Here is a 26,324-nt window from a genome sequence, read left to right on the forward strand (position 1 = left end):
TTTTTTATGGATAGATATTTTATAATGAACCTTTCACGGCTTCGCGCTCGACTGCCATGTCATAAATATAAGCATATTTAGATTGATCTGCCGCAGGGTTCTTAATTTCAAAACGTTTTAGCCGAATAATCTGGCGTTCATTCGGTGAATGCTGAAAACCTTCAATCTGGTCATAGAATAATGTCCAGTCCTTATCGACCTGGGTCTTCAGACCGTTTTGATCATATTTAACCTGTTTAACTTGCAAGCAGCTTTGCTGAGCCACACCGGTACATGATTTTGTATCTGGGGAAATTTCCAGAAAAATTGTTTCAGCTTGCCCCTGATATCTGGTTTCCGGAGTCATTTTCCCGGTAAATTCATATTTTTGACCATCGGCAGCGGAAAGCGTTAGGGTCGGCTGGTCAAGGTTCGTGGTATTGAGCGCAAAAGGAATTGCACGTTTTTGTAAAAGCTGGCTGACAAAGCGTTCCTGTTGCATCAGTGCGGTATCGCAGGCCATTTCGGTTCCTATGACTTCGCTGGTGCTGATAATATTATCTTTCACTGACCAGTTTGTACTGAGTCCATTACAGCCCGTCACGGCACTCAGGCGGCCTTGAGCATCGAAACTGAGCACGATTGGCCGTTCCAGCCCGCGATCTAGTTGCCAGTGGTAGGCAGAAAGAAGCTGATTTGCACTTTTTTGTTGTAGGGTAGCCACTGTACGATCTCCAGCCTGCTGGATATCACCCGACTGACAGGCTGCAAAAGTTAAAGGTAATAATGCCAGTACAATAAATTTTAATTTCATGGATTTATAATAAAGAACAAAGAATTGAAATGATAACGGATGCATTTCTAAAAGATATGGATACATATCGCAGATTTTGGTTGCAAAATGTATCCAAATTTAAAAGTTAAAATTTTGAGTTTTCAATCAAGATTAATCGAAGCGGTAGACATCCATGCCGAGAGAACCCATGCTAAAACTGCTATGCACCAGACTAAAGCGGCTTCCGGTCCCCATCGCAAAGAAGATCGGGGCAAAATGCTCCAGTGTTGGATGATTACGCGCCATGTGTGGAATATTGGACCAGTCCAGTATCGCATCATAATCGCTATGGGCCAGTTTATGGACGACAAAATTGCGGAAATCTGATGCCCATACCGGTACATCAGCCGCCGTTCCATCCCAAGACAGTTCACGTAGGTTATGCGTGATACTGCCTGAACCAATCAGCAGGATTTGCTGCTCACGTAGCGGTGCCAGACTTTGACCAATTTTATAGATTTCATCGGCACTCATCGACATGGGCAAGGAAATTTCAACCACTGGAATATCCGCATCCGGATACATATGCAGCAGCGGCATCCATACGCCATGATCACGTGGACGAGTACTATTGGCATGTGCAGCAAAACCGGCATTGGCCAGCAAACCCAAGATCTGCTCGGCCAGTTCAGGATTTCCTGGTGCAGGATAGCGTAATTGATACAGCTCTGGCGGAAAACCACGGAAATCATGCCAGGTCTCTGGTCGAATACCGCTACTGACTTCCAGTGCCTCACTTTCCCAGTGCGCTGACATGATAATAATCGCTTCCGGGCGTGGCAGGTTTTCGCTTAAACGATGCAAGGCAGGACCCACTTGCTCAGGATTCAGCGCTAGCATAGGAGAGCCATGAGAAATAAATAAGCCGGGCAACGTTTGTAAGTTCATAAGTCAAACCACATCTAGAAGATGTCTCAATAATGCATTAAAAATAACGAAAAAAGCAGGGGGAATTATTCAACAAAACGTTGCATAAAAAGAACGCTTCAGCAACGTCATTAACCTGCACGATGGTAGGGATGATTATGGTTAATGGTCATTGCACGGTACAGTTGTTCAATCAGCATCACCCGAACCATGGGATGGGGGAGTGTGAGCTTAGAGAGAGACCAATGCCATGCAGCAGCTTTACGTACTGCTTCCGAATGACCATCTGGCCCGCCAATCGCCAGTACCACATCATTGCCTTCCAGCATCCAGCCTTTCATGGTTTCAGCCAGTTTTTCGGTACTGAACTCACGTCCACCCACTTCTAGCGCAATCAGGATTTCGTTCTGCTTGAGTGCATTTAAAATGCTGTCACCCTCAATATTTCGATATTTCAGGATATCCGCTTCAGAATCATTTTTGCCGCGCTTGGCCATGGGCAGTTCAATAATCTGGGTCTGTACAAAGGGCTGAATACGTTTGAAATAATCTTCAAAACCAGTCAGCACCCATGCTGGCATTTTTTGACCAATGGTCAGGATACGGATTTTCATACAGACAGATCAATAATTGGATACTTCATTATAACGATCAAACAACACGAAGTTGAGTCAGGAAACAAATTGAAATTGAAATGAAGGATTTAGTGCTGCTTTAATGTCCTGAGTTCAAGTCTCCGCTTGATAAAGGAATGGATAATAATAAATGCGGACTAAGGTCATCATAAAAGGATGTTGTACTTTGCTGCTGTTGGTCACCGGTCTAATCGGCTCAAGTTTCAGTGCTGCCAATACCAACACACGCGCTCAAATTTCTCATCTGGAATTGTTTTTCAGCCAGATCATGAGTGTCGATGAATTTCGAAATTACAAGAATGTTAAAGAACTGAACCGAGTGTCTGCATGGATTAAAGGACAGATGCAGCGTTTTGGCATTCCCTGTCAGTTTCAGGTCTATGTAGTTAATAGCCTAAGCTATCGAAATGTCATTTGCCATTTAAATGCTCAGGCCAAAACCAAAATGGTCATGGGCACGCATTATGATGTCTTTAGTGATCGATATGGTGCTGACAATAATGCCTCGGGAGTGGCAGGTTTACTGGAAACCGCAAGATTATTGGCCTTGCAAAAATCCAAGCTCAAACATGAGATCGAATTTGCTTTTTATACCTTGGAAGAGCCGCCTTTTTTCAAGACAGAGCATATGGGCAGCTATATTCATGCCAAGTCGCTCAAGAAAAAAAAGCAGAAGCTGAAAGGTGTGGTGATTCTGGATTCAATTGGCTATTTTGATGAAAATCTGGTGCAGACTTATCCGGTGGGGTTGAAATGGATTTATCCAGATCATGGGAACTTTATTGCCGCGATTGGTCATTTGACCTCGACTGGCATGACCGGAGATTATTGTACTGCCATGCAAAGTCTTAACCGTCTGGAATGTCAACGTTTTATCAGTCCAACTTTTGCTCAGGATATGAATTTTTCTGGTTATCTGAATTATGCCAAATTCAATTATTCGACCATGTTAATTACCGATACGGCGCATTATCGTAACCCTTATTATAATACTGAGCTGGACACCTTGGATAAACTGGATCTGAAAAAGATGACCTATGTGATTGATGGGCTGGTAGAGATGGCCTTGCAACCTTAATCAATTTCTTTACACAATAAAAAACCCTGCCGGAGCAGGGTTTTGGCAAATCAGCTCATCTTAATGACGGGCTGCTTTCGCTTCTTCTTTGGTTTTTACAATCGGTGCTTTCACCAAGGCTTTTGGCAAAGAGATGAGGGCCAGCGGTAAAATCTCATCAATCGATTTCACGGCTTTAATCTCTAAACCATCTTTTACATTTTCAGGAATTTCCGCCAAATCACGTACGTTTTCCTGTGGAATGAAGACCAGCTTGATGCCACCACGATGGGCTGCAAGAAGTTTCTCTTTCAAACCGCCAATACGTAATGCACGACCACCCAGACTGGTTTCACCTGTCATCGCGATATCCGGACGAATCGGAATCCCGGTAAATGCAGATACCAATGCAGTGGTCAATGCCAAACCTGCGGATGGACCATCTTTCGGTGTCGCACCTTCCGGTAAATGCACGTGCACATCGGTTTCTTCAAAGCGGGACGCTTCGATGCCAAGCTCATCTGCACGGGTACGCACCACAGTCATGGCAGCGGTAATTGATTCTTTCATGACATCGCCAAGAGAACCGGTGGTAATGAACTTGCCTTTACCTGGAACGGCTGCAACCTCAATGGTCAGCAATTCGCCACCCACCGAAGTCCAGGCCAGACCATTGACACGGCCGATTTGTGCTTCTTCTTCCGCCATACCATAGTCAAATTTATGTGCGCCCAAGTAATCTGGAAGATTGCCTGCTGTCACTTCAATCTGAAGGTTTTTGGCTTTTTTGCTCACCGCTTCTTTGACCACTTTACGTGCAATTTTGGATACTTCACGCTCAAGGCTACGTACACCGGCTTCACGGGTATAACGGCGCACGATGTCACGAATCGCTTCTTCATGCACAGTTAACTCTTTAGCACGCAGGCCATTATTTTTAATGGCTTTTGGTACCAGATAACGATCTGCAATATTGACTTTTTCTTCTTCGGTATAACCCGGAAGACGGATCACTTCCATACGATCCAGCAAGGCTTCAGGAATGTTCATGCTGTTTGCGGTACAGATAAACATTACTTCAGACAGATCCAGATCTAGATCCAGGTAGTGATCACTGAACTTGTTGTTCTGTGATGGATCGAGGACTTCGAGCATCGCAGACGCCGGATCACCACGGTAATCTTGCGCCATCTTGTCGATTTCATCGAGCAGGAACAACGGGTTTTTCACCCCAACTTTAGTCAATGACTGCACGATTTTACCTGGCATCGCACCGATATAGGTACGACGATGACCACGAATCTCGGCTTCGTCACGTACACCACCAAGGGCCATACGTACAAATTCACGACCAGTTGCTTTAGCAATCGACTCACCCAGTGAGGTTTTACCAACACCCGGAGGACCGACTAAACATAGAATTGGGCCACGCAATTTTTTCACACGCGACTGAACCGCAAGATATTCCACAATACGATCTTTGACATCGTCCAGACCATAGTGGTCTGCATCCAGAATTTCCTGTGCTTTGTTCAGGTTAATGCTGACTTTGCTGGCTTTATTCCACGGTGTATCCAGAATCACTTCCAGATAGTTGCGAACAACTGCTGCTTCACTTGAGGCAGGCTGCATCGCTTTGAGTTTACGGAATTCGTTTTCAGCTTTCTTGCGTACATGCTCAGGCAGATCTGCTTCAGCAAGACGTTTTTCAATTTCAGCGACATCATCTTCCGCGCCGCCGTTCATGTCGGAAAGCTCGCGCTGAATGACTTTCATTTTTTCATTCAGGAAGTATTCGCGCTGGTTCTTTTCCATCTGACGTTTAACAGAGTCATGCAGGGTTTGCTCAATCTGCTGTTCTTCAGATTGTTGCAATAGATAAGTCATCAGCTCAGTTAAATGCGCTTCGAATTCATCATGTTCCAGGAATTTTTGTTTGACATCAATATTCAATGGAACACGGGTCGCCACGAAGAATAATAACTGTAACAGGTCTTCAATTTTGTTGGCTGCGGTAATCAGTTCACGCGCATTACGTAGCTTCGCTTCTGCATATTGAGCAAAAAGCGCACGTAATTCTTGCAAGCGCACGGCTTGAGTGTCTTCATCCACCGTAACGGTCATTGGGCTGAGTTCATGTTCTGCTGTCAGATACTCATTTTCGTCAATGATGGTTTTCAGTTTGGCTCGGTGCAGTCCTTCAATCAGGACTTTGATACAGTTTTCATCATTTTCGTGATTCACAACTTGCACAATCTTCGCGACAGTACCGTATTGATATAAATTGTCGTGATCAATTTCTTCTGTAAGCGAATCTTTTTGCGCAACTACAAATACTAGATTGTCACTGTTACGAGCCACATCAACTGCATTGATCGATTTTTCACGACCGACAAACAGCGCAATTTGCATATGCGGATAAACCACCACATCACGCAGCGCCAAAAGGGGTAGTACACTTGGAACCTGAGGCTCTAAGGTTTCTTGATTCATAATAATTTCAGACATGAGCACTCCTAATGAGTGACAACGGTGTTGCCATGTTTTAATAGTGATGGGTAATTTAAAAAATACAAGGGGCGTTAAGATTAAATTGTATGAAAAATGACTAATTATGTGATTTTAAAGTAGTTCACAACAGGGAAATTGAGAAATTAGCGTTTGAAAGCTAAAAAAACTGTCGGGGTAATAAGAGCATCCAAGGGTTGGTCCCATTTTTCCCGTTTTAAGGACTGGCTAAGCAGTTGAAAGTCATGCGCCAGTCCCAGACGGAATGGAAGCCCGGGCGCAGAAGCCAGGGTTCGATCATAAAAACCGCCACCCATCCCAATGCGTGTCCCTGAATGATCACAGGCCAGCAGCGGCATGATCAATAAATCCAGCTTAGAAACATGAGTACCACGTGTCGTCATGGGCTCCCGCATTCCCAGCCGATGATAGGCAAAGCGCTTGTTGCGATATTGATGCTGGCTGATTCGGATCCAGACCAGCTGTTGATTCATGTCGCAAATCGCAGGCAGATAGACCTGTTTGCCCAGTTTAAAGCAGCGTTCAATAATGGTGTGGGTATGAATCTCACCAAAAGCATGCAGATAAATGCCGATGTGCTTGGCATGAATAAATTGCGGGCTACGTATAAGGCGATTTAAAACTTTTTGTGCAGCTTGCCTTTGCTCAAATTTAGAAAGATGACGACGTGTTTTACGCAGGTATCTTCTTAATTCTTGAATGGTCATAGGGCAAAAGCAGATCTGACAAAAGTGTGCTCTAGTCTAAGTGGGAATTCGGGAAAAGTAAAAAATAATTGTGATCTTGATTCTCATATGACGAGGTAGCAACTTGGTTAAGTTCAGCAAATTTCATAATGAATCTCATCTCTAAAAACTTGATTAAAATTGGTCAATTAAAGGCATTGAATTATTGGCTGCTTAAAATGTCATAATTTTTTTATTTTCTGTGAAGCATGCGTTTTTAAGTCATCATTTTGATGATCATGAAACAGATTTTGATTAATAAAGGTACAAATCTAAAATCGATTTTTTGTGTTTTTGAGTGAATTATAGATAAGGGATCAGATCTCTGATTAACCCAATAGATCTAACACATTGTGCCTAGGCAGAGCGCGTAAGACCTAAATCAATGGAGATTGAACATGATGAATATTGCGAAGAACACCATCTGCCTCTGGTATGATAACGACGCTGAAGCTGCTGCACGATTTTATGCCGAGACATTTCCTGACTCCTCAATTGGCGCGATCAACCTTGCACCCGGAGACTATCCTTCTGGAAAAGAAGGCGATGTCATCACCGTTGACTTTAGGGTGCTGGGTATTAGCTGCATTGGACTAAATGGTGGCCCGGCATTCCAGCATAACGAAGCATTCTCATTTCAGGTGGCAACTGAAGATCAGGAAGAAACCGACCGATACTGGAATGCAATTGTTGGCAATGGCGGTCAGGAAAGCGAGTGTGGCTGGTGTAAAGACAAGTGGGGCATTTCCTGGCAGATTACGCCAATTGTGCTTATTCAGGCAGTGACCAGTTCTGACCGTGCCGCCGCCAAACGTGCCTTTGATGCAATGATGACCATGAAGAAAATTGACATCTCCGCGATTGAAGCGGCATTTCGTGGTTGAGAGCCACGGATCTTATCTTTCATTCCAGTGGATCTGGCTGTGTAGCACAATCTTACCCAGCTGTTTGGAGGACTTCCCTTAATTGTTTTTTGAAGTATTTCAGACGAATATCCGACTCTCTTATTCATAGATTCTCTAGGTTTAGGATCATTCAGGTCTGATTTGCACGTAGAAGCTCATCAAAAGATGGGCTTTTATTTTGAACAGTATATGAAACCTTAAAACGGAGCTGTGCTTGGATGAACTACAACAATCCCTGAGTCGAATGACTGATCAGAATTCTTTTAGCTCTTGTGCATCATGCTGCTACGACAAAAAAACAAATCTACTTCAAAACTGATAACCAATTCATAACCAGAAAAAACATCAAGCCACTAGTGGCATCTCTAATTGTTTTTTAAAGTAAGTCGATGACGATAAAAAATAACAAGAGATAAAAATGCCTATTCAGCCGGTTCACTTTTTTTTGCCTGGTGCAGGCTTGGCACTTCTGCTGGCGATGACGGCTTGTACTATGCCATCCAAGTCGCCAATTGCTGACAGTTATGGTTCCCAGCCACAGTTACCCAAACCAAAATCCAGCTTGCTGCCTACAGTCAATATTGCACCTGCCAAAGGTTGGCCTGAGGGCAAAATGCCCACTCCGGCTACAGGTTTAAAAGTTCAGGCATTTGCCAAAGGGTTGCAGCATCCGCGCTGGATCTATGTATTGCCAAATGGTGATGTGCTGGTGGCCGAAACCGATGCACCACCTAAGCCTGATGATAGCAAAGGAATTAAAGGCAAAATCATGAAATGGGTAATGCAGCGAGCCGGCTCATCGCATCCGAGTGCTAACCGCATTAGTCTGCTTCGTGACAATAATGGTGATGGAGTCGCTGAACAAAAAACTGTATTTTTACAGAATCTCAACTCTCCATTTGGCATGGTACTGGTCGGCAATATGTTGTATGTGGCCAATACTGATGCCCTGATGCGCTTTCCTTATCAAGCAGGTGCTACTCAAATTACTGCAACCGGCACCAAAGTACTGGATTTACCGGCGGGTCGTTTAAACCATCACTGGACCAAAAATGTCATTGCCAATCCTACGGGCAGCAAACTCTATATTACGGTAGGTTCCAACAGTAACGTAGCTGAAAATGGCTTGGATCAAGAAGAAGGTCGGGCATTGATCATGGAATTTGACCTGGCCAATACTCAAGCACGACCTTTTGCAACCGGACTTCGTAATCCGAATGGTATGGACTGGCAACCACAGAGTGGCAAACTCTGGACGGTAGTCAATGAGCGTGATGAGCTCGGCAATGATCTGGTTCCAGATTATCTCACCTCGGTTAAAGACGGTGCTTTTTATGGCTGGCCCTATAGTTATTATGGCCAACATGTAGATACACGGGTCAAGCCGCAAAACCCTGCACGGGTGGCACGGGCAATTCCACCAGACTATGCTTTGGGTAATCATACAGCATCATTGGGCTTAAGTTTTTATACAGCAGATCTAATGCCTCATTATCGAAATGGTGCACTAATTGGCCAGCATGGCTCATGGAACCGCAAACCGCATAGTGGCTATAAAGTGATTTTTGTTCCCTTTCAAAATGGCCAGCCTTTCGGTCAGCCTCAAGATGTCTTAACCGGATTTTTAAGCGAGCAGGGCAAAGCATTTGGGCGCCCTGTTGGTGTAACCGTAGATTCTGCAGGCGCCATTTTAGTAGCTGATGATGTCGGTGACGTGATTTGGCGGGTATCACCCTTGAATACGGCTGCCAAGTAGCAATCAGTTTTCACCTAAACAGCCCAAAGATGAGGGGTTTCAGTCGAGTGAAAAGCTGCTGGGCAGCGCGAGTGAAAGCAAGGTCTTTTTCATAAAAACGTCAAGATGATAATTGAAAATATAAGTTCGCTAAGCTGATTTAAAATAATTTTTAAGCTGCATTTAAGCTAACTGAATTAGGCTTTTGAGATGTTTTTTAGAATGATACAGTATGCATATTTTTTTTGATAACACTAAAAAGAGCGAACACAGAGTCCAGTAAAAACTGGATATTAAAATTGCAAACACGAACACAAGAGGGTATTTAAAATGAAGTTGATGATTGCCTTTATTTTCCCCTGGTCCTTATTTATGACCATTCACAAACCGGTTGAAGCAACAATATGTCTCATGCTGCAGATTTCAATTTTAGGCTGGATTCCTGCCGCAATCTGGGCCATGTTTATTTTAGATCGAGATCAAATAACTTGAAAATTCAATGTGTATTTAAAAGAAAGTTAAAGCGATTTTCTTGTTAAGCATTTTATAGGCCTACCAGATAATGGTATGAATAAAATGAACTTTGAGAAATGACCGAGATAAATACTGAAATATAAAACTGAGAGAAAGTTTAGAAAGGATTTTAAGAGAATTATAAGTATATTTTAAGCAAAAAATTAAAGTACTCCGAAGATGCCGCTGCATGTCGTTACCCTGAACCCGATGAGTTCAAGGTGGACGCGACGCATACTTGCTGGGTTTCCTGCACGAAGGCAGGCATACACTCTAAATATGCAGAACGCATCCGGAGATATAAGTATCGGCAGGGATATAGACCCACTGGCGAACACCTCAGAGATAAGTTAATTATAAACGATAATGTCGGTGTGGCAACTCTATGCTGTTCATGAACTGTAAACAGTTCAGCCAAATGGCCGAAGTTTAAACAGAATATGAGATTATTCTGTTAGTTCCTCAACTTCTTCTAAAATGGTTTGTAACAAACGCTCGCAATGCGCATATTGTTGCAGTGATCTGTTCATGTTCAAGACTTCCTGCATCAGCTCAAGTGCCACCATGATAATCAGCTTGCTGGGTTCCATGCGTGGTGCTTTACGACGAAATTCATCGTATTTATCATTCAATAACTGTGCCGCGCGCTCTAATTCTTCCTGCTTGTCAGGAGTAGAGGCCAAACGGAAACTATGCCCCAATACTCTGAGATCAATTGCAATTTGTTCACTCATGATGAGGCTTCCTCAGTTACTTCAGTCGGATGGGCCAGTTGTTGGATTTCTTGTGCATGATGATCCTGCGCAGTGCCGAGAATTGCCAGACGTTGAATAATCGCCTCAACTTTGGCTTTGGCATTTTCATTTTTCTGGGTTAAACGCTCAGATTCCTGATTGAGGCGCTGAATTTCCTGTTGGGCTTGACGCTGTTCGATCAGCATCTTTTCCTTCAAAACCCGCAGTTCATTTCGTTCAGCCAGAATTTCCTGAAAACGGTTTTTCAGATCGGTACAGCTTTTTTCCAGACGGCCATAACGGTCTGCCAGTGCAGTTGCATCATTATTGAGCAGTTGAAACTGGGCACGAGAATCTGTCAGCTGTTCGGTCAGGTGTTCATTTTCTTGTTGTTTTTGCGCAATCACGCTGTTCTTTTGTTCAATTTGCTGTTGATGTTGCACCATGGAAGAGTCTTGCTCTTCGCGCAAACTGGAATTCTCACTTTCAAGCCGTGCGAGTCGCGTTTTTAACACGCCAATCTGCACTTGTAGACGCTGTAATTCTTCTAACATATCGAGGTCGCACAGTGTTGCAAACAGAGGTAATATATAAGCAGTATAGAGATTGGATAAACGAATGCAAGACGATATTTCAGGTTGGACCGAATGGCACCGCAATTTTTCTTCAATTGAGGAAATTTCTAGCCCGAGTGAACTGCATGGTTTGCTGACCGGGATTGTTTGTGTCACCCAGGCACCGAGCAGTGAAGAATGGTTACAGATTTTAGAAACACTGGATGTGCCTGAACTGGATGCCGAAGCATTAGAACTGTTGACTGGCGAAGCTGAAGATGTTTTCCATGCATTGTCTGAAGATGAACTGGATTATTTACCTTTGCTTCCAGATGATGAGCATGTGCTCTCAGAACGTGTGCAGGCATTGGCGGACTGGTGCGCAGGCGTGGTGTTAGGTTTTGGTCTGGCTTCTGGTCATATTCGTCAGGACGAAGTAGAACTGATTGAACATTTACAAGATGTTGCAGCGGTTGAATTTGAAGACTCAGACGATGATGCCGAAGGTGAAGAAAGCTATCAGGAATTGTATGAATTTGTGCGCCTGATTCCAGTGAGCCTGTCTTTGGGACGTAAGAAAGTGGAGGTTGAGGAAACGCCACTCTTGCAGCAATTGACACAAAAAGTGCAGCCTCAGGTTTCTGCTACAGAGGCGCAAAGCGTGGTCGAAATTTTCTCGCCTAAACGTCCAAGCTAACTAAATAGTTAGCTATGTCATCACACTGCTTGAAATCAGGCATATATTTTGCTGTTTCATTAGAATATATGTTCTGTTTTCAAGAGAAAATTTCAATAAAAGCATGAATTGACAAGAAGTAAGGTGTAATGAAGAAATTAACACAAGCTGATTTTCAGGAACGTCGCAGTATTCTCGCAGGGGAAATTGGTTTACGCAGTATTGCGATTATCGCGACCAGTCCGGTGGCGATGCGTAACCGTGATGCAGATTATAAATACCGTGCAGACAGTAGTTTCTTCTATTTAACCGGATTTTCAGAACCTGAAGCTGTGGCTGTGATTGAAACCTTTGACACTGAAGAAGAAGGCTATAGCTATAGTTTATTCTGCCGGGAACGTAACCGGGAAATGGAAATCTGGAATGGCTATCGTGCAGGGATTGATGGGGCGATGCAGGATTATGATGCAGATGAAGCCTATCCGATTGATCTGCTAGATGAAGGAATTCTGGAAAAATTACAAAATAAAGACCAGTTATTTTATCGCATTGGCCACAACGCGGATTTTGATGCACGTGTAGCGAAATGGATTGCGACTGCAAGTGGTGAAAGCCGGCGTGGTACGTCTGCACCTGCTCAAGTGATTCAGCTGGATCGTATTATTGACGAAATGCGTCTGCATAAAGATGACAATGAAATTGAACTGATGCAAATTGCTTCAGATATTTCGGCAGATGCACATACTCAAGCGATGCGAGCAGTACGTCCGGGCATGATGGAATATGCACTCGAAGCCGAGCTGAATTATATTTTCGGCAAGAATGGCGGTGTTCCGGCCTATAACAGTATTGTCGGTGGCGGTGAAAATGCCTGCATCCTGCACTACGTAGAAAATGATAAAGCGCTGAAAGATGGTGATTTGGTGTTGATTGATGCCGCGGCTGAATATCAGCTTTATGCTTCAGATATTACCCGTACCTTTCCAGTGAATGGTAAATTCAGTCCGGAACAGAAAGCCTTGTATAACGTGGTACTGGATGCCCAAATCGCTGCGATCAATGCCGTGCAAATTGGCAACTCCTATAAAGAACCGCACAATGTTGCTGTGCGCATCCTGGTGCAAGGTCTGCTTGATCTTGGCTTGATGCAAGGTGATATCGACGACATTATAGAAAAAGAAGCTTTCCGCCAGTTCTACATGCATGGCACGGGTCACTGGCTTGGTATGGATGTGCATGATGTTGGCGCGTATAAGGTCGATGGTGAATGGCGTCCGTATGAAGAAGGCATGGTGGTCACCGTTGAGCCGGGTGTATATATTGCACCTGATGATGAAACTGTGGATGCAAAATGGCGTGGCATTGGCATCCGGATTGAAGATGATGTCGTGGCCACTGCAAATGGCCCGTTGGTGTTAACCGCGAAAGTCGTGAAAACGGTAGAAGACATTGAAGCATTAATGGCGAAAGCACAGGCTGCTTAATTTTAGAGACATGAAAAGCCGATCCTTAGATCGGCTTTTTTTATGACTGCTCTAATAGATTTGAAGCCAGATCTTTTGAGAGATTGCGCAACGATAGTAAAAAAGATTTCAATTACATTTATCACGAACAAGTCAAATAAAACTCACCCAGTTAAAATTTGCAGCTTAAAAATTGACAGGAATTCAACACAGAAAATCGGTTTTTAGCATCAAAGCTACATATTAAATGCGCTTTGCTTCTCATACTTTCTCTGATCCTTAAATAAACTTAAAGAACAGCAGGAGAAGACTTATGAGACTAAATACGATTGACTGATTGCTTACGCTTTAACAATTATTGGTGGCATCAATTGGGGTTTAATTGGTGCATTCGACTTTAATTTGGTTGCTGCAATCTTTGGTGATATGACTGCGCTTTCTCGAATTGTTTATGTACTGGTTGGTTTGTCGGTATTGTACCTGATCTATACCGGTACGAAATTAGGAAAAACAGTGCATCACACTGAGCCGCATAGCCGAGTGGTGCGTTAATACGCCAACGATTAATCTATATGACTTACATCCCTACAAGGTTGATTTTAAATAATTAAAATTCGGCTTGAGTGGATGGAATAGTTATCAATAAAACGGAGCTGAGGCTCCGTTTTTATTATGGTGATTTGAGCTAGATGACTGGCTGACAGAGACGGCATTTTGGGTGTTTGGATAGCTATAAAATAGCGGAGTTATGAGGAAAAAACGTCCATAAACAAATGATTTTTTTACCTCCAAGCTGTAGATCTTAGTTCTCCTTAAAAGCTAAGCGACGATTTAAAAAAATAAATGTTGTGCCAATTTTAGTCATACAAAACTATAAATTTAGCTGAAAGTTACAGTTCTTATCTAAAATTTAAGTCTGCATTATTTACTATCATTCTGATTCATTGCATGATCTGAATGAGTCGAAAAATTAATCTTTAAAACTACAAAAGCATATATCTGAATATCTTTGATTCTGAGTAAATAGCCCATGCTCTTAAACGCTCTACCGGTATTTAATCGAAATGTCGCGACTTTAATTGGTCTTTCTGCGGTCATCTTCTGGAGTACGAATGTTGGCTTAATTCGTAGTGTCAGTGAGAGTTTTGGAGCGGTCGCAGGTGCTGCCCTGATTTACAGTGTGGCATCCATTATTTTATTTTTTACCATCGGTCTACCCAAGCTTTCTACTATTCCAAAGCCTTATTTATGGTGGGGAAGTCTTTTATTTGTTGCTTATGAATTATGTTTTGCCCTTTCTATTGGTTATGCTCAAAATAGTCGGCAAGCCATTGAAGTAGGGATGATTAATTATCTATGGCCGACTTTTACCTTATTATTTGCAATCATTTTTAACAACGTTAAAGCCAATCTCTTAATTCTTCCTGGTTGCCTATTGGCCTTGGTTGGAATTTGTTGGGTTTTAGGCGGAGATACCGGCTTTGATCTCTTACAAATATGGAGCAATTTGAAAGCTAATCCTCTTAGTTATGGTTTAGCTTTTGCTGCAGCGGTTTTGTGGGCTGCATATTGTTCCGTGACCGTAAAAACTTCTCAAGGTAAAAACTTGGTCACGATATTCTTTGCCCTTGCTGCGGTTGTGCTCTGGATCAAATATTTCCTGATGAATGGAGCAGCGCTTAATTTTACTTATGATAATACCGTCACTTTGATTATGGCAGCCGGAGCTTTAGGTTTGGGATATGGTGCCTGGAATATTGGAATTATTTCTGGAAACATGACATTAATGGCGGGTGCTTCCTATTTTACTCCGGTGTTATCTGCTTTATTTGCAGCATTATTGCTGAGTACGTCTTTGTCTTTTGGTTTTTGGCAGGGTGTGGCAATGGTTACGGCTGGAGCAATTCTGTGCTGGTTGGCCACCCGGAAACAATAAACATCAGAGGCGAGACACGCTATTTCATTATAAAAAAGAATTTTTTTGAGCTAATATAAAATCCATCATGATTATAAGTATCTATTGACTTAGATACGACATTGAAAGGATTACAGCATGCAACAAGAAGTCATCATTGTCGGTGGTGGTATGGTGGGCTTAAGCCTCGCACTGATGTTGGCGAAAACCAATATTGCAGTCAAACTTTTGGAAGCCATCAAATATCCAGATTATGATGATGAACATCTTGCCCCGTATCATTCCAGTTTTGATGCGCGTAACAGTGCCTTGTCGCGCCGTAGTGTACAGATCTATCAGGAACTCGGCCTTTGGGGTGCACTACAGCAACATGCCACACCAATTCTGGAAGTCAATATTACCGAACAAGGCAGCTTTGGTAAGGCATGCCTAAAAGCAGAACAGGAAAAAGTCGAAAGTTTCGGTCAGGTGATTGAAAATGCCTGGCTCGGCCGTGTGCTGCTGACCCAAGTGAAACAACAGCCGCTGATTGAACTGATTGATGGTGTACAAGTCACATCGCTGACCCAAGATGCCGATTGTGCTTATATTCAGGCGCAGCGTGGTGAATCTGAGCTGACTTTACAATCTAAACTGGTCATTGCCGCAGACGGTCGTGATTCTTTCTGCCGTAAAGCATTGGGCATTGGTACTTCAGAACACGATTATAATCAGGTCGCGATCGTGACTACAGTACAAACCTCGAAGCCCCATGGTCATGTCGGTTTTGAGCGTTTCAGTCATTTAGGCCCTTTGGCATTATTGCCATTGCCGGGTGAATATCGCCGTTCCGTTGTCTGGCCGGTAAAAAAAGGCACAGAAGGTGAATGGTTGGGCGATGAAAATGATCAGCATTTTCTTGATGCCTTGCAGGACACTTATGGTGATCGTGCCGGAAAATTCCAGAAAACCGGTCGCCGTTTTAGCTTCCCATTGTCTCAAGTCCTGGCAGAAAAACAGGCCGTTGGCCGTGTGGTATTGATGGGCAATGCTGCACATACCATCCATCCTGTAGCCGGACAGGGCTTTAACCTGTGTATGCGCGATGCTTATGTGCTTAATCGCTATTTGGCAGAGCAGCTTGAGCAGGGTGCTGATTTAGGTGATGCAGCCATGCTACAGGACTACGAAAAATCACGCCTGAAAGATCAGCAGCGGGTCATTAAATTCTGTGATTCAGTGGTACGCGGTTTTAGTAACCAGAATCCATTCCTCAAACTGATGCGTAACACAGGCTTAATCTGCTTTGAAAATATTCCAGGCATTAAACCTTTGGTTGCAAATTATGCCATGGGATTAAAAGCATGAGCTTAAATCAAAATAACGAAATCTTGGATGTGGTCATTATTGGCGGTGGACTGGTCGGTGGACTGACTGCACTTCTGCTGGCGCAAGGTGGTGTGCAGCCTACAGTTTTAGACGCTGCCCCAATTTTAGATGCAGATAAGGCATTAGGTGTGGCGAATCCACGTGTTTTGGCGCTGAGTCAGGCAACCATTCACCTATTAAAAATAGTCGGTGTATGGGAAAAACTAGCACGTCAGCAGCCTTATACCGGTATGCAGGTCTGGAATAAAAATGGCTATGGTGATATTAATTTCGGCCAGCCTTCAGAAAAAACACCCTCAGTAGAACAAGCCTTAGGTTCGATGGTGGAACCGAGTATCCTGAATCTGGCTATTCAGCAAAAGATGCTTGACGCTGTACAGGATTACCGTACCGAAGTTAAAGTCAGCCGGGTAGAACGTGGAGTCGGTGTCTGGATCATTCATCTGGCCGATGGCACACAGCTTAAAACCAAGCTGGTGATTGGTGCAGATGGTGCCAACTCCTTTGTCCGTGAGCAAGCTTTCATCGATATTGATGTACTGGACTATAAACAGGCCGGGATCAGCTGTGCGATTCAAACTGTACAGCCCCATCAGCATATGGCGCGCCAGATTTTTCTGGAAACTGGCCCTCTGGCTTTTTTACCGATGGCCAGCTTAAAAAAAGAAGAGCAGGGACATTGGCAATCCATCGTCTGGACTTTGCCGGATGATTATGCTGAAGAATATGCAGGGTTGTCAGATGCTGAATTTACACAGCTATTGACCCGTGAAAGTCATCATATGCTCGGTAAGGTCGTACAAGCGACACCACGTGCGACTTTTCCATTAAAAGCACGTGCCGCCCAACACTATGTTCAAGATGGTCTGGCTTTGATTGGTGATGCTGCCCATGTGATTCATCCGCTGGCAGGTCAAGGGGTGAATATTGGCTGTCTGGATGCTGCCGTGCTCTGTGATGTATTGCTGCATGATCAGTCACGTGGTGTTTGGGCACATGAGCAAAGCCTGAAGCGTTATGAGCACCGCCGTAAAGGACAAAACGATGCCATGATGCACAGCATGTCTGCGATTGGCTGGATGGAAACGACTTCATTTTTCCCGATGGTTTGGGCACGTAATTTCGGTCTGAAACAGGTAGAAAATCAGCCAATGTTAAAAGATGCATTTATGGCACAGGCCAATGGTCTGAGTTTACTTAAAGACACACGCTATGCAGCTTAGGGTTGAAATGTAAATTTTTTAAACAAACATCCATAAAGAGTAACGATTTTGTTTAAAAAAAATACGATTTTTTAATATTTGGTACTAGGCGAATGCCACATAGATTGCTAAATTTCACTTAATTCGACACCTGGCTTTAAATACAAAGCGAGCGCTCATTTTGGGGGAGATGCAAATGACAGACATGAATGATTATGACGACGACGTTGAAGATTCAATCGTTGACGATGATGAAGCAAAAGCAGCTGAAAAAGGCGCAACAGAGAGTACAGAGGTCGTCAATGATAACGATCTTGCAGAAGCTGAAACTTTGACCGTGACTGCAAAGTTAAAGAAGCGTCAGGCACTTGAAGACGAAATTGCGGCTTTTCTCGCAAGTGGCGGCCGTATCGTTGAAGTACCGGCAGATGAGTCAGTAGCTAAAGAATAAGTCATTCCTTGACTTGGCTTTATAAAAAAACACCACATCAGTTGTGGTGTTTTTTTTTGCAAAAATAAAAGTGATAGATAGCTAGAATATTAATCGTTGGCTGATGTCAGTTCTAAAGCACGTTGATAAGCCACTTTCTTTTTGATACCGCTTAAATCTGCTGCCAGTTGTGAAGCTGCTTTGACTGACAGATCCTGTAATAAGCGATTCAATAATTTATCCAGCTTTTCCTGATCCAGATCTTTTTCTTCGGTTGCTCCGCCAATCACCAGAACAATTTCACCTTTTTGCTGATTATGATCATTAGCAATGAATTCGACCAGTTCACCTAAAGTCATTTTCTTGATGGTTTCAAAAGTCTTGGTAATTTCACGCGCGAAGCCAACAGGACGGTCTGCTCCAAATATGCTCGCCATATCTTTAACGCATTCCAGAATCCGGTGCGGTGCTTCATAGAAAATCAGGGTCTGGGTTTCATCTTTGAGTTTTTCCAGATTCAGCAGGCGCTGACTTTGTCTGGATGGCAGAAAGCCTTCAAAACTGAAACGGTCACTTGGCAAGCCGACCGCACTTAAGGCCGCAATCGCAGCACAAGCACCGGGCACAGGAATAACACGGATATTATGCGCTTGAGCAGCCCGAACAAATTTAAAACCAGGATCGCTAATCAGGGGCGTGCCAGCATCACTGATCAGGGCCATATCTTCGCCATTGAGCAGACGCTGGATCAGCTGCTCAATTTTGTTGCTTTCATTATGTTCATGACATGCAGTCAAAGGTGTTTGAATATTAAAGTGTTTAAGCAACTGTGCCGAAGTTCGTGTATCCTCAGCAGCAATCAGACTCACCGACTTCAACACCTGAATTGCACGATAACTAATATCATCTAAGTGCCCGATTGGAGTCGCAACAACAAATAACTGAGCACTCATAGGTTTCTCCATGTGGAATAAATTGAATAATAAAAAATGGAAGATGAAAAATAAAATATTAGGCTTGTGTTTAGTCAGCTGCATCAGCAGCGTTCAAGCAGAAGTGTTGATCATTCTACCCGAATCCGGGCCTTTGGCGCGAGCTGCATCGAGTATCAAACAGGGTTTTCTCAGTGCCTATACCGCTTCAGGACACAAGATTCCGCTGAAATGGGTCAATGCCAATCAGAAAAATATCTCCCAGCTACTTAAACAGCATGTCAATAAAAAGACCAGAATGGTGGTGGGGCCATTGGCACGTAGCGACGTGGAACAACTGCTGAACAGCAAACCCAAAGTACGTACCCTCAGCCTGAATGAAGTGGCTGATGTCTCTCCCAATGTCTGGCAGTTCAGTCTATCCAAGAAAGATGATGCCGCTGCCTTAAAAGCACTTTTATTCAAAGACGGGATTCGGCAACTGCTGATTTTACGCCAGCCGGGCAGTGAAGCGGAGCATGAACTGTTGTTGATGTCCTTGCTGAGCCAGAGTGATCTGAAATTTAAAATCGTAGATAAACCACCACGATTTTTAATGCCCAAGCAGGGATTATTGTTTCTGGGCAATGCAGAATGGATGGCTGTCATGCCTGAATTAAATCGTTCACGGATGTATACCGTAGCCAATGCCATGAGCGAACAGCACAAGCTGCCACAAGGGATCAAGTTTTGTGATGTTCCAGTGCTTTACTTAGCGGATTGGCCGGATGTGCTGCAAGCTTATGCCAAGGAACCGGTTAATCTGTCTTATCAGCGCCTGATTGCTTGTGGCGGCGATGCCTGGCACATCACCCAGCAGTATTTATCTCAGCCGCGGCTGCAAACGATTGAATTTCAGGGCAGAACCGGCCGGATTCAGATCACTGAACACGGTGTCCAGCGTACTCCGCAATGTTTTCAGTACAGTGGCACAGGTGTAAAGCTGCTCTAACAGGGAAAGAGAATAATGCGACAGCAATTAGGTACATGGGCAGAACAGCAAGCCGCCCAACTGATGCAGCAGCAGGGATTTCAATTGCTTACAGCCAATTATCACAGCCGTTATGGTGAACTGGATCTGATTCTGGTACGTGAACAGGAGCTGATCTTTGTTGAAGTCAAAGCTCGTGCACACACCGGATATGCGCAAGCGATCGAGTCGGTGTCGAAAGCAAAACAGGGCAAGATGCTCAAGACGGCAATGTGCTTTATTCAGAAAAATCCACAATTTGCACACTATTACTATCGTTTTGACGTGATTTGTTTTGATTTTAAACAGCAATTTGCAAAAACCCTACAGCATGACTTTTCGCAATACCCTTATGATCTGGAATGGATTGAAAATGCTTTTACTTTTGATCAAGAGTTTATTAATCTGTGAATAAAATAAGGTCTAAAGATGCTTATATTTGCCTCAAGATCATTGTAAAGTTCAAGCAGAGTTGCCATGATCTGAGCTTAAAGACAGATTATTAGATTGAAAAAGACGTAATAAAATGAAGGAGTCTTGCTGAGTGGTTAAGCGTATTGCAATAACAATGCTGTGTGTCGCAAGTTTATCAGGTTGTGCCAGTTTTATTTCTAGCGGCACAGGTACGGCTCCTGTAGGAACTGAGAGTGGGGCGCGTACCTTGGGGCAGGTGTTTATTGATTCCTCGATTGTCCGTACTGCAAAAATTAATCTTTATAAACTAGATTCGCGCTTCAAACAGGCTCGGGTCAATATTGAAAGTTTTCATGGCAATGTCTTGCTGACCGGTCAGGTGCCCGATGCACATCTCAAGCAGCTGGCAGAAGACAATGTCAAATCCATGAGCGATGTCAAAGCGGTACATAATTTTATTACTGTAGGCAACCAGATCAGCTATAGCACCATCATGCAGGATACTGCGGTCACAGCGAATACCCGTGGCCTGATCATGAAAGCCACTGTGGTTGCGGACAGTAAAGTACATGTGCATACTGAAGATGGCGTGCTGTATGTGATGGGACGTTTGAACAGCGCAGAAATTGCTGACCTGAATCAGGTATTGCAGCAAGTGGGCAATGTCACCAAAATTGTGACCCTGATTGACAATGTTGAACAGTCTTCAAATCTGAGCAGTCAGAACTTTGCAGCACCTGCTTATGCACAGCCCGGTATTGAACAGACGCCGGTTGCGATAGATCCTGATACGGTTGAACCAACCGATGCTCCATAAGGTCGGTCATTTTAAAAACCAATTGTCGAATCAGATTCTGGAAGTCCAGCAACGCTATAAAGCATTTAGACTCTATGATTTTGGCAGTTATGCGTTGAATCGTTTAACGCCTAAACAGGGTTACACGATCGAAACTCAGCTGGCTTATGGTCTAAAATCACGGCAACGCTTTGATCTGTTCCGTAGCCAGCAGCCTTTGCCCCATCGCCCCCTGATTGTTTTTGTACATGGCGGCGCGTGGTTGCATGGCGATAAAAAGGACTATCAGTTCATTGGTGAGGCCTTTGCCAAAGAAGGCTATGATGTGGTGGTGATGAATTATCATCTGGCACCACAACATATTTTCCCAGCCTATATTCATGATCTGCATTTATTATTGAACCACTTGCAGCAGTCTGCCGGCCGGTTAGATATCTGTGCTGAAAACCTGGTTTTGATGGGACATTCGGCCGGGGCATTCAATGTCATGTCTGCACTGTATCATCCGCAATCTGCCAACATTGACCACAGTCTAATCCGTGCGATTATTGGTCTGGCGGGGCCTTATCATTTTGATTATAAGAATGATCCGATTTGTGCTGATGCTTTTGATCAGGCGGTGCCATATCAGCAGGTCATGCCTTATTATTTTGTTAAAAATAGCCCAACCCGGCATTATTTGTTTATTGCCGAGAAGGACAACATCGTTGGCCATTTTAATAGTCAGGATCTAGATCGGGTATTGCGAGAAAAGGGCAATCATAGCCATTTGATTCATATTCCGAAACTTGGCCATATTACAATCGTAGGTTCATTATCTAGTTTGTTCAGTCGCTATTTCCAGACCAAAGCGCAGGTGCTTTGGGCACTCGAGGATGCATTTAGATCTCGAGACTGATAGCGGGATTTAACCCAGTAATAAGGCATAAAAAAGAATCCAGGAGATTATCTCCCTTGGATTCTTTTTTTATTGGTTCAGCCAAACTTGAGCTCAATAAGAGCTAGAGCCAGGTCTTGGTATCGTCTGCGACAGCCGTACCTTGAGTCACATGCATAATCATGGCATGGGCAATACTGCCCTTGAACGGAATTTCAGGCAGCTGATCGAATTTAAAGAATCGCGCATCGCTAATTTCTTCTTGCTGTAATTCGATTTCACCCGCGGCATATTCAGCCTTGAAGGCAATCATCAGATTGCTTGGAAACGGCCAGGGCTGGCTAGCCAGATACTGAATATTCTTGAGCTCTAAACCGACTTCTTCCAGCGTTTCACGACGTACTGCCTCTTCCAGCGTTTCGCCAACTTCAACAAAACCGGCAATCAGGCCATACATCTGGCTTTTGGTATTACGCGCGTTTTTGGCCAGCAAAATTTCGTCTTCACCCCGGGTAATGACAGTAATGACACAAGGCTGAACCCGTGGATACTGACGATAGTTGCAGGATGGGCAGAGCATCGCATGTTCAAGCGGATGTGCTTCGGTGGCTGTACCGCAATGACTACAAAATTTGTGATTCCGGCGCCATTCTAAAAGCTGTACCGCACGGCTGGCCTGTTCGAATTGCTGGGTATTCCAGAACTGTAATAACTGGCGGATGGGTACCAGTTGCAAGCCTGCAGGAATCGGCTCATCGGGAAGCAGGTCACGGGCAATCACTTGATCACCCGTGTGGAGTAACAAATCACTTGCGAGGGCTTCAACCTGTGGAAGCTGAAAATGTTGATCGACCAGCAGTTGCTGCTGCTGAAAAATATAAGCAAGTGATAATTTGGACATTAGGCAACTATTTTGAGTTTTTCACTACTGTCCAATGCTACCTTAAACATAGCCTGTAAAACAGGCTGTTTGTTCTTTAAGTTATCAATCATCATGTCGGCACTCGCCAGAGTATCCAGAGCACGATGAATCTCTTCCGGCGTTAATGCCATTGATAGATCAATACGGTTCTTGATGAATGCTGCAGTGGTGGTGAATGCAGTACGAACATGTTCTGCATTCAGGAACAGCATCGCCCCGCCAATTTCACAGAATTGTACTGGCACAGGTTCGAGTGCAGCCAAGTCCTGATCTTGCAGATAGTTGCTCAGAATCTGGCTGGAAAGCTCGATCAGGGCCTTGGTTTCAGTGAGTAAAGCCGCATGTGCTTCATCCAGGCGGTCCAGAGAAATATTCATGTTGTTGACGCGCAGCTGCAAACGGCTCGAGGTGTGATGACGTTCCAGTACCCCAATCGAGTTCATGGCAGACAGGATCACATTCATCAACTGCTGGGCAAAACCCGGATCTTTCAGGATTTCAGTCTGGCTCAGTGAAGTAGCTTGACGGTTCAGGTCATGATAGGCTTCATTCAGGTTCAATACTTTGAAGATGTTGGCCAGATTATTGAGCTGTGCCTGCAATTCCTGAGTTTTTTCAGGACTCATGTTCTGATAGTTAAACTCGATGTCATTACGAATCTGCGCCATTTCTGTGGTCACCAGTTCGCTAATGGTATGCATGGTTTCAAAGTCTGGACCATACAGGTGGCGACTAAAGACCTGTAACTGCATATCGGTCAGCAGGTCTTCACCAATATTGAGCTGACTGCGGATATGTTGTGCAGTATCATCTTCCTGGCTAATACACAGACTCAGGACATTGGCCAGGTCTGCAAGTGAAGCCTTGAAGCTGTCCGGCGAGCCAAAATATTGTGCCATGTTGCGCTCGATACTCACCAGAGTGCGCAGACGTGGCTCATTAATCAGCAAGTGATCAATATTGCTGAATGCAACGAAAACCAGATTCCAGTACTGTTTGCTGGTGTGCGATTGAGCGAGCCCAGCCAGATAAGCCCCCACCAGTTTAATCGCCTGCAGATCCAGTTCACTTTCTTCCTGCTTAAGCAGCTTGTTCAGGGACAGCTTGTACAGGCGCTGAACATATTTGGATTTTTCCAGACCGGGTGCTTGTGGTAACTGAAAGTCAGGCGTGATCAGATCGAGCAGGGATTCAATATGCTGACCTTCACTGGTGAGCGGTTTACCCAGCGCAATTTCCAGACGGTTCAGGGTGTCGAGCAGGAACTGTGGAATTTTTACTTCACGCAGGCAGATAAATTCGATATAGCGTTTCACCATGGTGGTGCCTTCACTCAGGGCAATGACGTCCTGCGTATTGACCTGTGCCGGGTTCCCCATAATCTTGCGCATCAGTTCTGCTGAATAATGAGCGACTTTTGCCAGGCTGGACATGTCGATGAGTGCCAGAACCTGGGCGCATTGTTCGAACTGATTTAATGCATCATCAATGCCAAAAGGTAAAGTCTGATCTTCTACCAAGGTGCTTACTGCTGATTCGACTAACTTGATCGAGTTATCAACCTCATTTCTTATTATCAGTAAGGCTGTTGGATCAAAATGTATAGAGGTTTGGTAAGACATGGATCTGCACCTTTCCTGAAGTATTATCTATATATGAGCCCCGCTTAAAGCTGCGGAACCTCTTTGTATTTACTATAACTGAAGAACTGTAGTTTTTAACCTAAAGCATGCTCGGAAATGTAGATTTTATTTCGAGAAAAGGCAAGCAGTTCCATGTTTTTCTTCGAATTGTTTGATCCATTTCTCATGTTCCTGCAATTCTTGTTCTGAGGGGAGAATCACCGGCAGTTCAATTTCAACTCTGGCCATGCCTGAACGGTTGTTCTGATCGTCAGAATGAGACAAAGCATCGATATCAAAAGATACCTGTCCACCGGTCATCGCCAGATAAACATCAGACAGGATTTCCGCATCGAGCAAGGCACCGTGGAACGTACGGTCACGCTTTGGAATCTCGTAGCGGCGCACTAAGGCATCCAGCGAGTTTTTCTGCCCCGGATGCTTGGACTTGGCCATTGCCAGGGTATCGGTTACTTCACAAACTTCGGACAGGGCTTTAAAACCTGCCCGTTTGAATTCCATATCCAGGAAGTTCATATCGAAGCTGGCGTTATGCGCGATAATTTCGGCACCGTGCAAATAGTCAAACAATACTTGAGAGATTTCCTCAAATAACGGTTTGTCTTGCAGGAACTCATCGGTAATGCCGTGGACATTGACCGAGTCGCCGACCGGTGTTTTCGGATTGATATAGATATGAATCGAGCTGCCGGTCAGTTTGCGGTTGATCATTTCCAGCGCGCCAACTTCAATAATCCGGTCACCATCCTGATAATAAAAACCGGTGGTTTCGGTATCCAGAATCAATTGTCGCGGGCCATGCAATTGTAAGGTTGCGGGGGTAATCACAATCTGGGGATGTAGTTGCGAGCTATTGGCAACGGTTGCATCCACCTCTTGAAGCGCTGGATCACTTTGCTCAGGGTCGGCAACTTCATTCAATTCAATGATTTCTTCTTCCTGCATATCGTCCAGCTCTTCTTCGCTCTCGGCCAGATCCAGACCAAAAGGATCATCTAGCAGCCAGTCGGGTTCAGATTTTTTTTTATCTTCAGATATTGAAGGGCTTTGCTTGGATTTTTTCAGGGTTTCATCGGCGCCCTGATTGGCCAGCTGATCGGCCATTTCATTGCCGGCATGCCCGGCGTGACCCTTGATCCAGTGCCACTCAATCTCTCGTCCCTGACAGACTGCATCCAGTTTTTGCCACAGGTCAGGGTTTTTGACGTCTTTCCAGTTTTTCTTTTTCCAGCCGTGAATCCATTCGGTAATGCCTTGTTTGACATAATTGGAATCGGTATAGATCACCAGCTTATCCTGTTTGTCACAGAACAGAATGCCTTCGATGGCAGCCGTCAGTTCCATGCGGTTATTGGTGGTATGGTCTTCACCGCCACAAATTTTGTGTTCTTGTTGGCCATTAACAATGTACGCACCCCAACCGCCTAAACCCGGGTTGCCGCGACAGGCGCCATCAACATAAAGTGTGATAGTGTGTGACATAGATTAAATCCGATCAAAATAGAACAAGCTGGAAGGCTTATTGTATAGCGCAAATGCAGTCGATCAATCTATATGTCCGGGATTTTTTAATTTCTTGTAACATTTAACGTGAAATCGCGGTAAATTA

Annotated in this window: 25 protein-coding genes, 1 other RNA gene and 1 pseudogene; 15 read left to right on the top strand and 12 right to left on the bottom strand. The window is 44.2% G+C overall.

Features of this window, described 5'->3' with window-relative positions; genetic code table 11:
• Window positions 1–19: 19 nt before the first annotated feature.
• The 3 genes from FTV30_RS05605 to rlmH all read right to left on the bottom strand — a co-directional run bounded on the left by FTV30_RS05605 (window position 20) and on the right by rlmH (window position 2,295).
• Window positions 20–793 carry an META and DUF4377 domain-containing protein gene (locus FTV30_RS05605; protein WP_034609074.1) on the bottom strand — a complete coding sequence of 258 codons (774 nt, stop codon included), beginning with the start codon at window positions 791–793 and terminating at the stop codon, window positions 20–22.
• A 132-nt stretch (window positions 794–925) separates the two neighbouring features.
• On the bottom strand, window positions 926–1,702 hold the full coding sequence (locus FTV30_RS05610; RefSeq protein ID WP_005096339.1) for a class III extradiol ring-cleavage dioxygenase: 777 nt from the start codon (window positions 1,700–1,702) through the stop codon (window positions 926–928).
• Window positions 1,703–1,812: 110 nt separating this feature from the next.
• Window positions 1,813–2,295, bottom strand: a complete 483-nt coding sequence (gene rlmH, locus FTV30_RS05615; RefSeq protein WP_005096341.1) for a 23S rRNA (pseudouridine(1915)-N(3))-methyltransferase RlmH — start codon at window positions 2,293–2,295, stop codon at window positions 1,813–1,815.
• Between the two features lie 151 nt (window positions 2,296–2,446).
• Between rlmH and FTV30_RS05620 the strand changes: the two genes are divergently transcribed.
• Window positions 2,447–3,394, top strand: a complete 948-nt coding sequence (locus tag FTV30_RS05620; RefSeq protein ID WP_180001166.1) for a M28 family peptidase — start codon at window positions 2,447–2,449, stop codon at window positions 3,392–3,394.
• Between the two features lie 60 nt (window positions 3,395–3,454).
• Here FTV30_RS05620 and lon read toward each other — a convergent pair whose 3' ends face one another.
• On the bottom strand, window positions 3,455–5,881 hold the full coding sequence (lon, locus tag FTV30_RS05625) for an endopeptidase La (protein WP_100328791.1): 2,427 nt from the start codon (window positions 5,879–5,881) through the stop codon (window positions 3,455–3,457).
• A 146-nt stretch (window positions 5,882–6,027) separates the two neighbouring features.
• The gene (locus FTV30_RS05630; RefSeq protein WP_005171883.1) at window positions 6,028–6,609 is read right to left on the bottom strand and encodes a 5-formyltetrahydrofolate cyclo-ligase; all 582 of its coding nucleotides are present in this window, start codon (window positions 6,607–6,609) and stop codon (window positions 6,028–6,030) included.
• Between the two features lie 419 nt (window positions 6,610–7,028).
• On the opposite strand from FTV30_RS05630, the gene FTV30_RS05635 reads away from it, so the two are divergent.
• The 3 genes from FTV30_RS05635 to FTV30_RS05645 all read left to right on the top strand — a co-directional run bounded on the left by FTV30_RS05635 (window position 7,029) and on the right by FTV30_RS05645 (window position 9,759).
• Window positions 7,029–7,511, top strand: coding sequence for a VOC family protein (locus FTV30_RS05635; protein ID WP_171063357.1), 483 nt, complete (start codon window positions 7,029–7,031; stop codon window positions 7,509–7,511).
• A gap of 499 nt (window positions 7,512–8,010) precedes the next feature.
• Window positions 8,011–9,288 carry a sorbosone dehydrogenase family protein gene (locus FTV30_RS05640; RefSeq protein ID WP_227523622.1) on the top strand — a complete coding sequence of 426 codons (1,278 nt, stop codon included), beginning with the start codon at window positions 8,011–8,013 and terminating at the stop codon, window positions 9,286–9,288.
• 309 nt (window positions 9,289–9,597) lie between these two features.
• The gene (locus FTV30_RS05645; RefSeq protein ID WP_005096350.1) at window positions 9,598–9,759 is read left to right on the top strand and encodes a YqaE/Pmp3 family membrane protein; all 162 of its coding nucleotides are present in this window, start codon (window positions 9,598–9,600) and stop codon (window positions 9,757–9,759) included.
• Window positions 9,760–9,948: 189 nt separating this feature from the next.
• On the opposite strand, the gene ssrS is transcribed toward FTV30_RS05645, so the two are convergent.
• From ssrS to FTV30_RS05660, 3 genes are all read right to left on the bottom strand, one after another.
• A non-coding RNA gene (gene ssrS, locus FTV30_RS05650) (6S RNA) lies at window positions 9,949–10,129 on the bottom strand.
• 97 nt (window positions 10,130–10,226) lie between these two features.
• On the bottom strand, window positions 10,227–10,514 hold the full coding sequence (locus FTV30_RS05655) for a cell division protein ZapA (RefSeq protein ID WP_004279505.1): 288 nt from the start codon (window positions 10,512–10,514) through the stop codon (window positions 10,227–10,229).
• Complete coding sequence (locus tag FTV30_RS05660) at window positions 10,511–11,068, bottom strand: hypothetical protein (RefSeq protein WP_005096351.1); 558 nt, start codon at window positions 11,066–11,068, stop codon at window positions 10,511–10,513. Before FTV30_RS05660 ends, FTV30_RS05655 begins: the two co-directional genes overlap by 4 nt.
• 64 nt (window positions 11,069–11,132) lie before the next feature.
• On the opposite strand from FTV30_RS05660, the gene FTV30_RS05665 reads away from it, so the two are divergent.
• The 7 genes and pseudogenes from FTV30_RS05665 to FTV30_RS05695 all read left to right on the top strand — a co-directional run bounded on the left by FTV30_RS05665 (window position 11,133) and on the right by FTV30_RS05695 (window position 18,143).
• Complete coding sequence (locus FTV30_RS05665; protein ID WP_005096352.1) at window positions 11,133–11,765, top strand: UPF0149 family protein; 633 nt, start codon at window positions 11,133–11,135, stop codon at window positions 11,763–11,765.
• Window positions 11,766–11,893: 128 nt separating this feature from the next.
• Window positions 11,894–13,228, top strand: a complete 1,335-nt coding sequence (gene pepP, locus FTV30_RS05670; protein WP_005096353.1) for a Xaa-Pro aminopeptidase — start codon at window positions 11,894–11,896, stop codon at window positions 13,226–13,228.
• A 292-nt stretch (window positions 13,229–13,520) separates the two neighbouring features.
• Window positions 13,521–13,759 (top strand): annotated as a pseudogene (locus FTV30_RS05675) (DUF378 domain-containing protein).
• Window positions 13,760–14,237: 478 nt separating this feature from the next.
• Entirely contained in the window at window positions 14,238–15,143 is a 906-nt protein-coding gene (gene yddG, locus FTV30_RS05680; RefSeq protein ID WP_074383056.1) for an aromatic amino acid DMT transporter YddG, read from the top strand.
• Window positions 15,144–15,260: 117 nt separating this feature from the next.
• Window positions 15,261–16,469 carry an FAD-dependent monooxygenase gene (locus FTV30_RS05685; protein WP_180001167.1) on the top strand — a complete coding sequence of 403 codons (1,209 nt, stop codon included), beginning with the start codon at window positions 15,261–15,263 and terminating at the stop codon, window positions 16,467–16,469.
• The gene (locus FTV30_RS05690; RefSeq protein ID WP_180001168.1) at window positions 16,466–17,713 is read left to right on the top strand and encodes an FAD-dependent monooxygenase; all 1,248 of its coding nucleotides are present in this window, start codon (window positions 16,466–16,468) and stop codon (window positions 17,711–17,713) included. The genes FTV30_RS05685 and FTV30_RS05690 overlap by 4 nt, the downstream gene beginning before the upstream one ends.
• A 175-nt stretch (window positions 17,714–17,888) precedes the next feature.
• Window positions 17,889–18,143, top strand: a complete 255-nt coding sequence (locus FTV30_RS05695) for a hypothetical protein (protein ID WP_005171865.1) — start codon at window positions 17,889–17,891, stop codon at window positions 18,141–18,143.
• A gap of 89 nt (window positions 18,144–18,232) precedes the next feature.
• Here the strand turns inward: FTV30_RS05695 and rsmI are convergent, their stop codons facing one another.
• Window positions 18,233–19,075 (bottom strand): 16S rRNA (cytidine(1402)-2'-O)-methyltransferase, encoded by an 843-nt coding sequence (gene rsmI / locus FTV30_RS05700; protein ID WP_100355256.1) that lies wholly within the window; start codon window positions 19,073–19,075, stop codon window positions 18,233–18,235.
• Window positions 19,076–19,085: 10 nt separating this feature from the next.
• Here rsmI and FTV30_RS05705 point away from each other — a divergent pair, with 10 nt between their 5' ends.
• The 4 genes from FTV30_RS05705 to FTV30_RS05720 all read left to right on the top strand — a co-directional run bounded on the left by FTV30_RS05705 (window position 19,086) and on the right by FTV30_RS05720 (window position 22,171).
• Window positions 19,086–20,045, top strand: coding sequence for a penicillin-binding protein activator (locus FTV30_RS05705; RefSeq protein WP_180001169.1), 960 nt, complete (start codon window positions 19,086–19,088; stop codon window positions 20,043–20,045).
• Window positions 20,046–20,060: 15 nt separating this feature from the next.
• Window positions 20,061–20,474, top strand: coding sequence for a YraN family protein (locus tag FTV30_RS05710; RefSeq protein ID WP_005096365.1), 414 nt, complete (start codon window positions 20,061–20,063; stop codon window positions 20,472–20,474).
• Between the two features lie 133 nt (window positions 20,475–20,607).
• Window positions 20,608–21,294, top strand: coding sequence for a BON domain-containing protein (locus FTV30_RS05715; protein WP_005096366.1), 687 nt, complete (start codon window positions 20,608–20,610; stop codon window positions 21,292–21,294).
• Window positions 21,284–22,171, top strand: coding sequence for an alpha/beta hydrolase (locus FTV30_RS05720; protein ID WP_074383052.1), 888 nt, complete (start codon window positions 21,284–21,286; stop codon window positions 22,169–22,171). The genes FTV30_RS05715 and FTV30_RS05720 overlap by 11 nt, the downstream gene beginning before the upstream one ends.
• A 103-nt stretch (window positions 22,172–22,274) precedes the next feature.
• Here FTV30_RS05720 and nudC read toward each other — a convergent pair whose 3' ends face one another.
• The 3 genes from nudC to dnaQ all read right to left on the bottom strand — a co-directional run bounded on the left by nudC (window position 22,275) and on the right by dnaQ (window position 26,197).
• On the bottom strand, window positions 22,275–23,051 hold the full coding sequence (gene nudC / locus FTV30_RS05725) for an NAD(+) diphosphatase (protein WP_005096369.1): 777 nt from the start codon (window positions 23,049–23,051) through the stop codon (window positions 22,275–22,277).
• Window positions 23,051–24,694 carry a chemotaxis protein gene (locus FTV30_RS05730; protein WP_180001170.1) on the bottom strand — a complete coding sequence of 548 codons (1,644 nt, stop codon included), beginning with the start codon at window positions 24,692–24,694 and terminating at the stop codon, window positions 23,051–23,053. The genes nudC and FTV30_RS05730 overlap by 1 nt, the downstream gene beginning before the upstream one ends.
• A gap of 126 nt (window positions 24,695–24,820) precedes the next feature.
• Complete coding sequence (gene dnaQ, locus FTV30_RS05735) at window positions 24,821–26,197, bottom strand: DNA polymerase III subunit epsilon (RefSeq protein ID WP_005171851.1); 1,377 nt, start codon at window positions 26,195–26,197, stop codon at window positions 24,821–24,823.
• Window positions 26,198–26,324 lie beyond the last annotated feature (127 nt).

Source organism: Acinetobacter sp. YH12255 (genome assembly GCF_013417355.1).
In the GTDB taxonomy this organism is placed as follows: Bacteria; Pseudomonadota; Gammaproteobacteria; order Pseudomonadales; family Moraxellaceae; genus Acinetobacter; species Acinetobacter pseudolwoffii.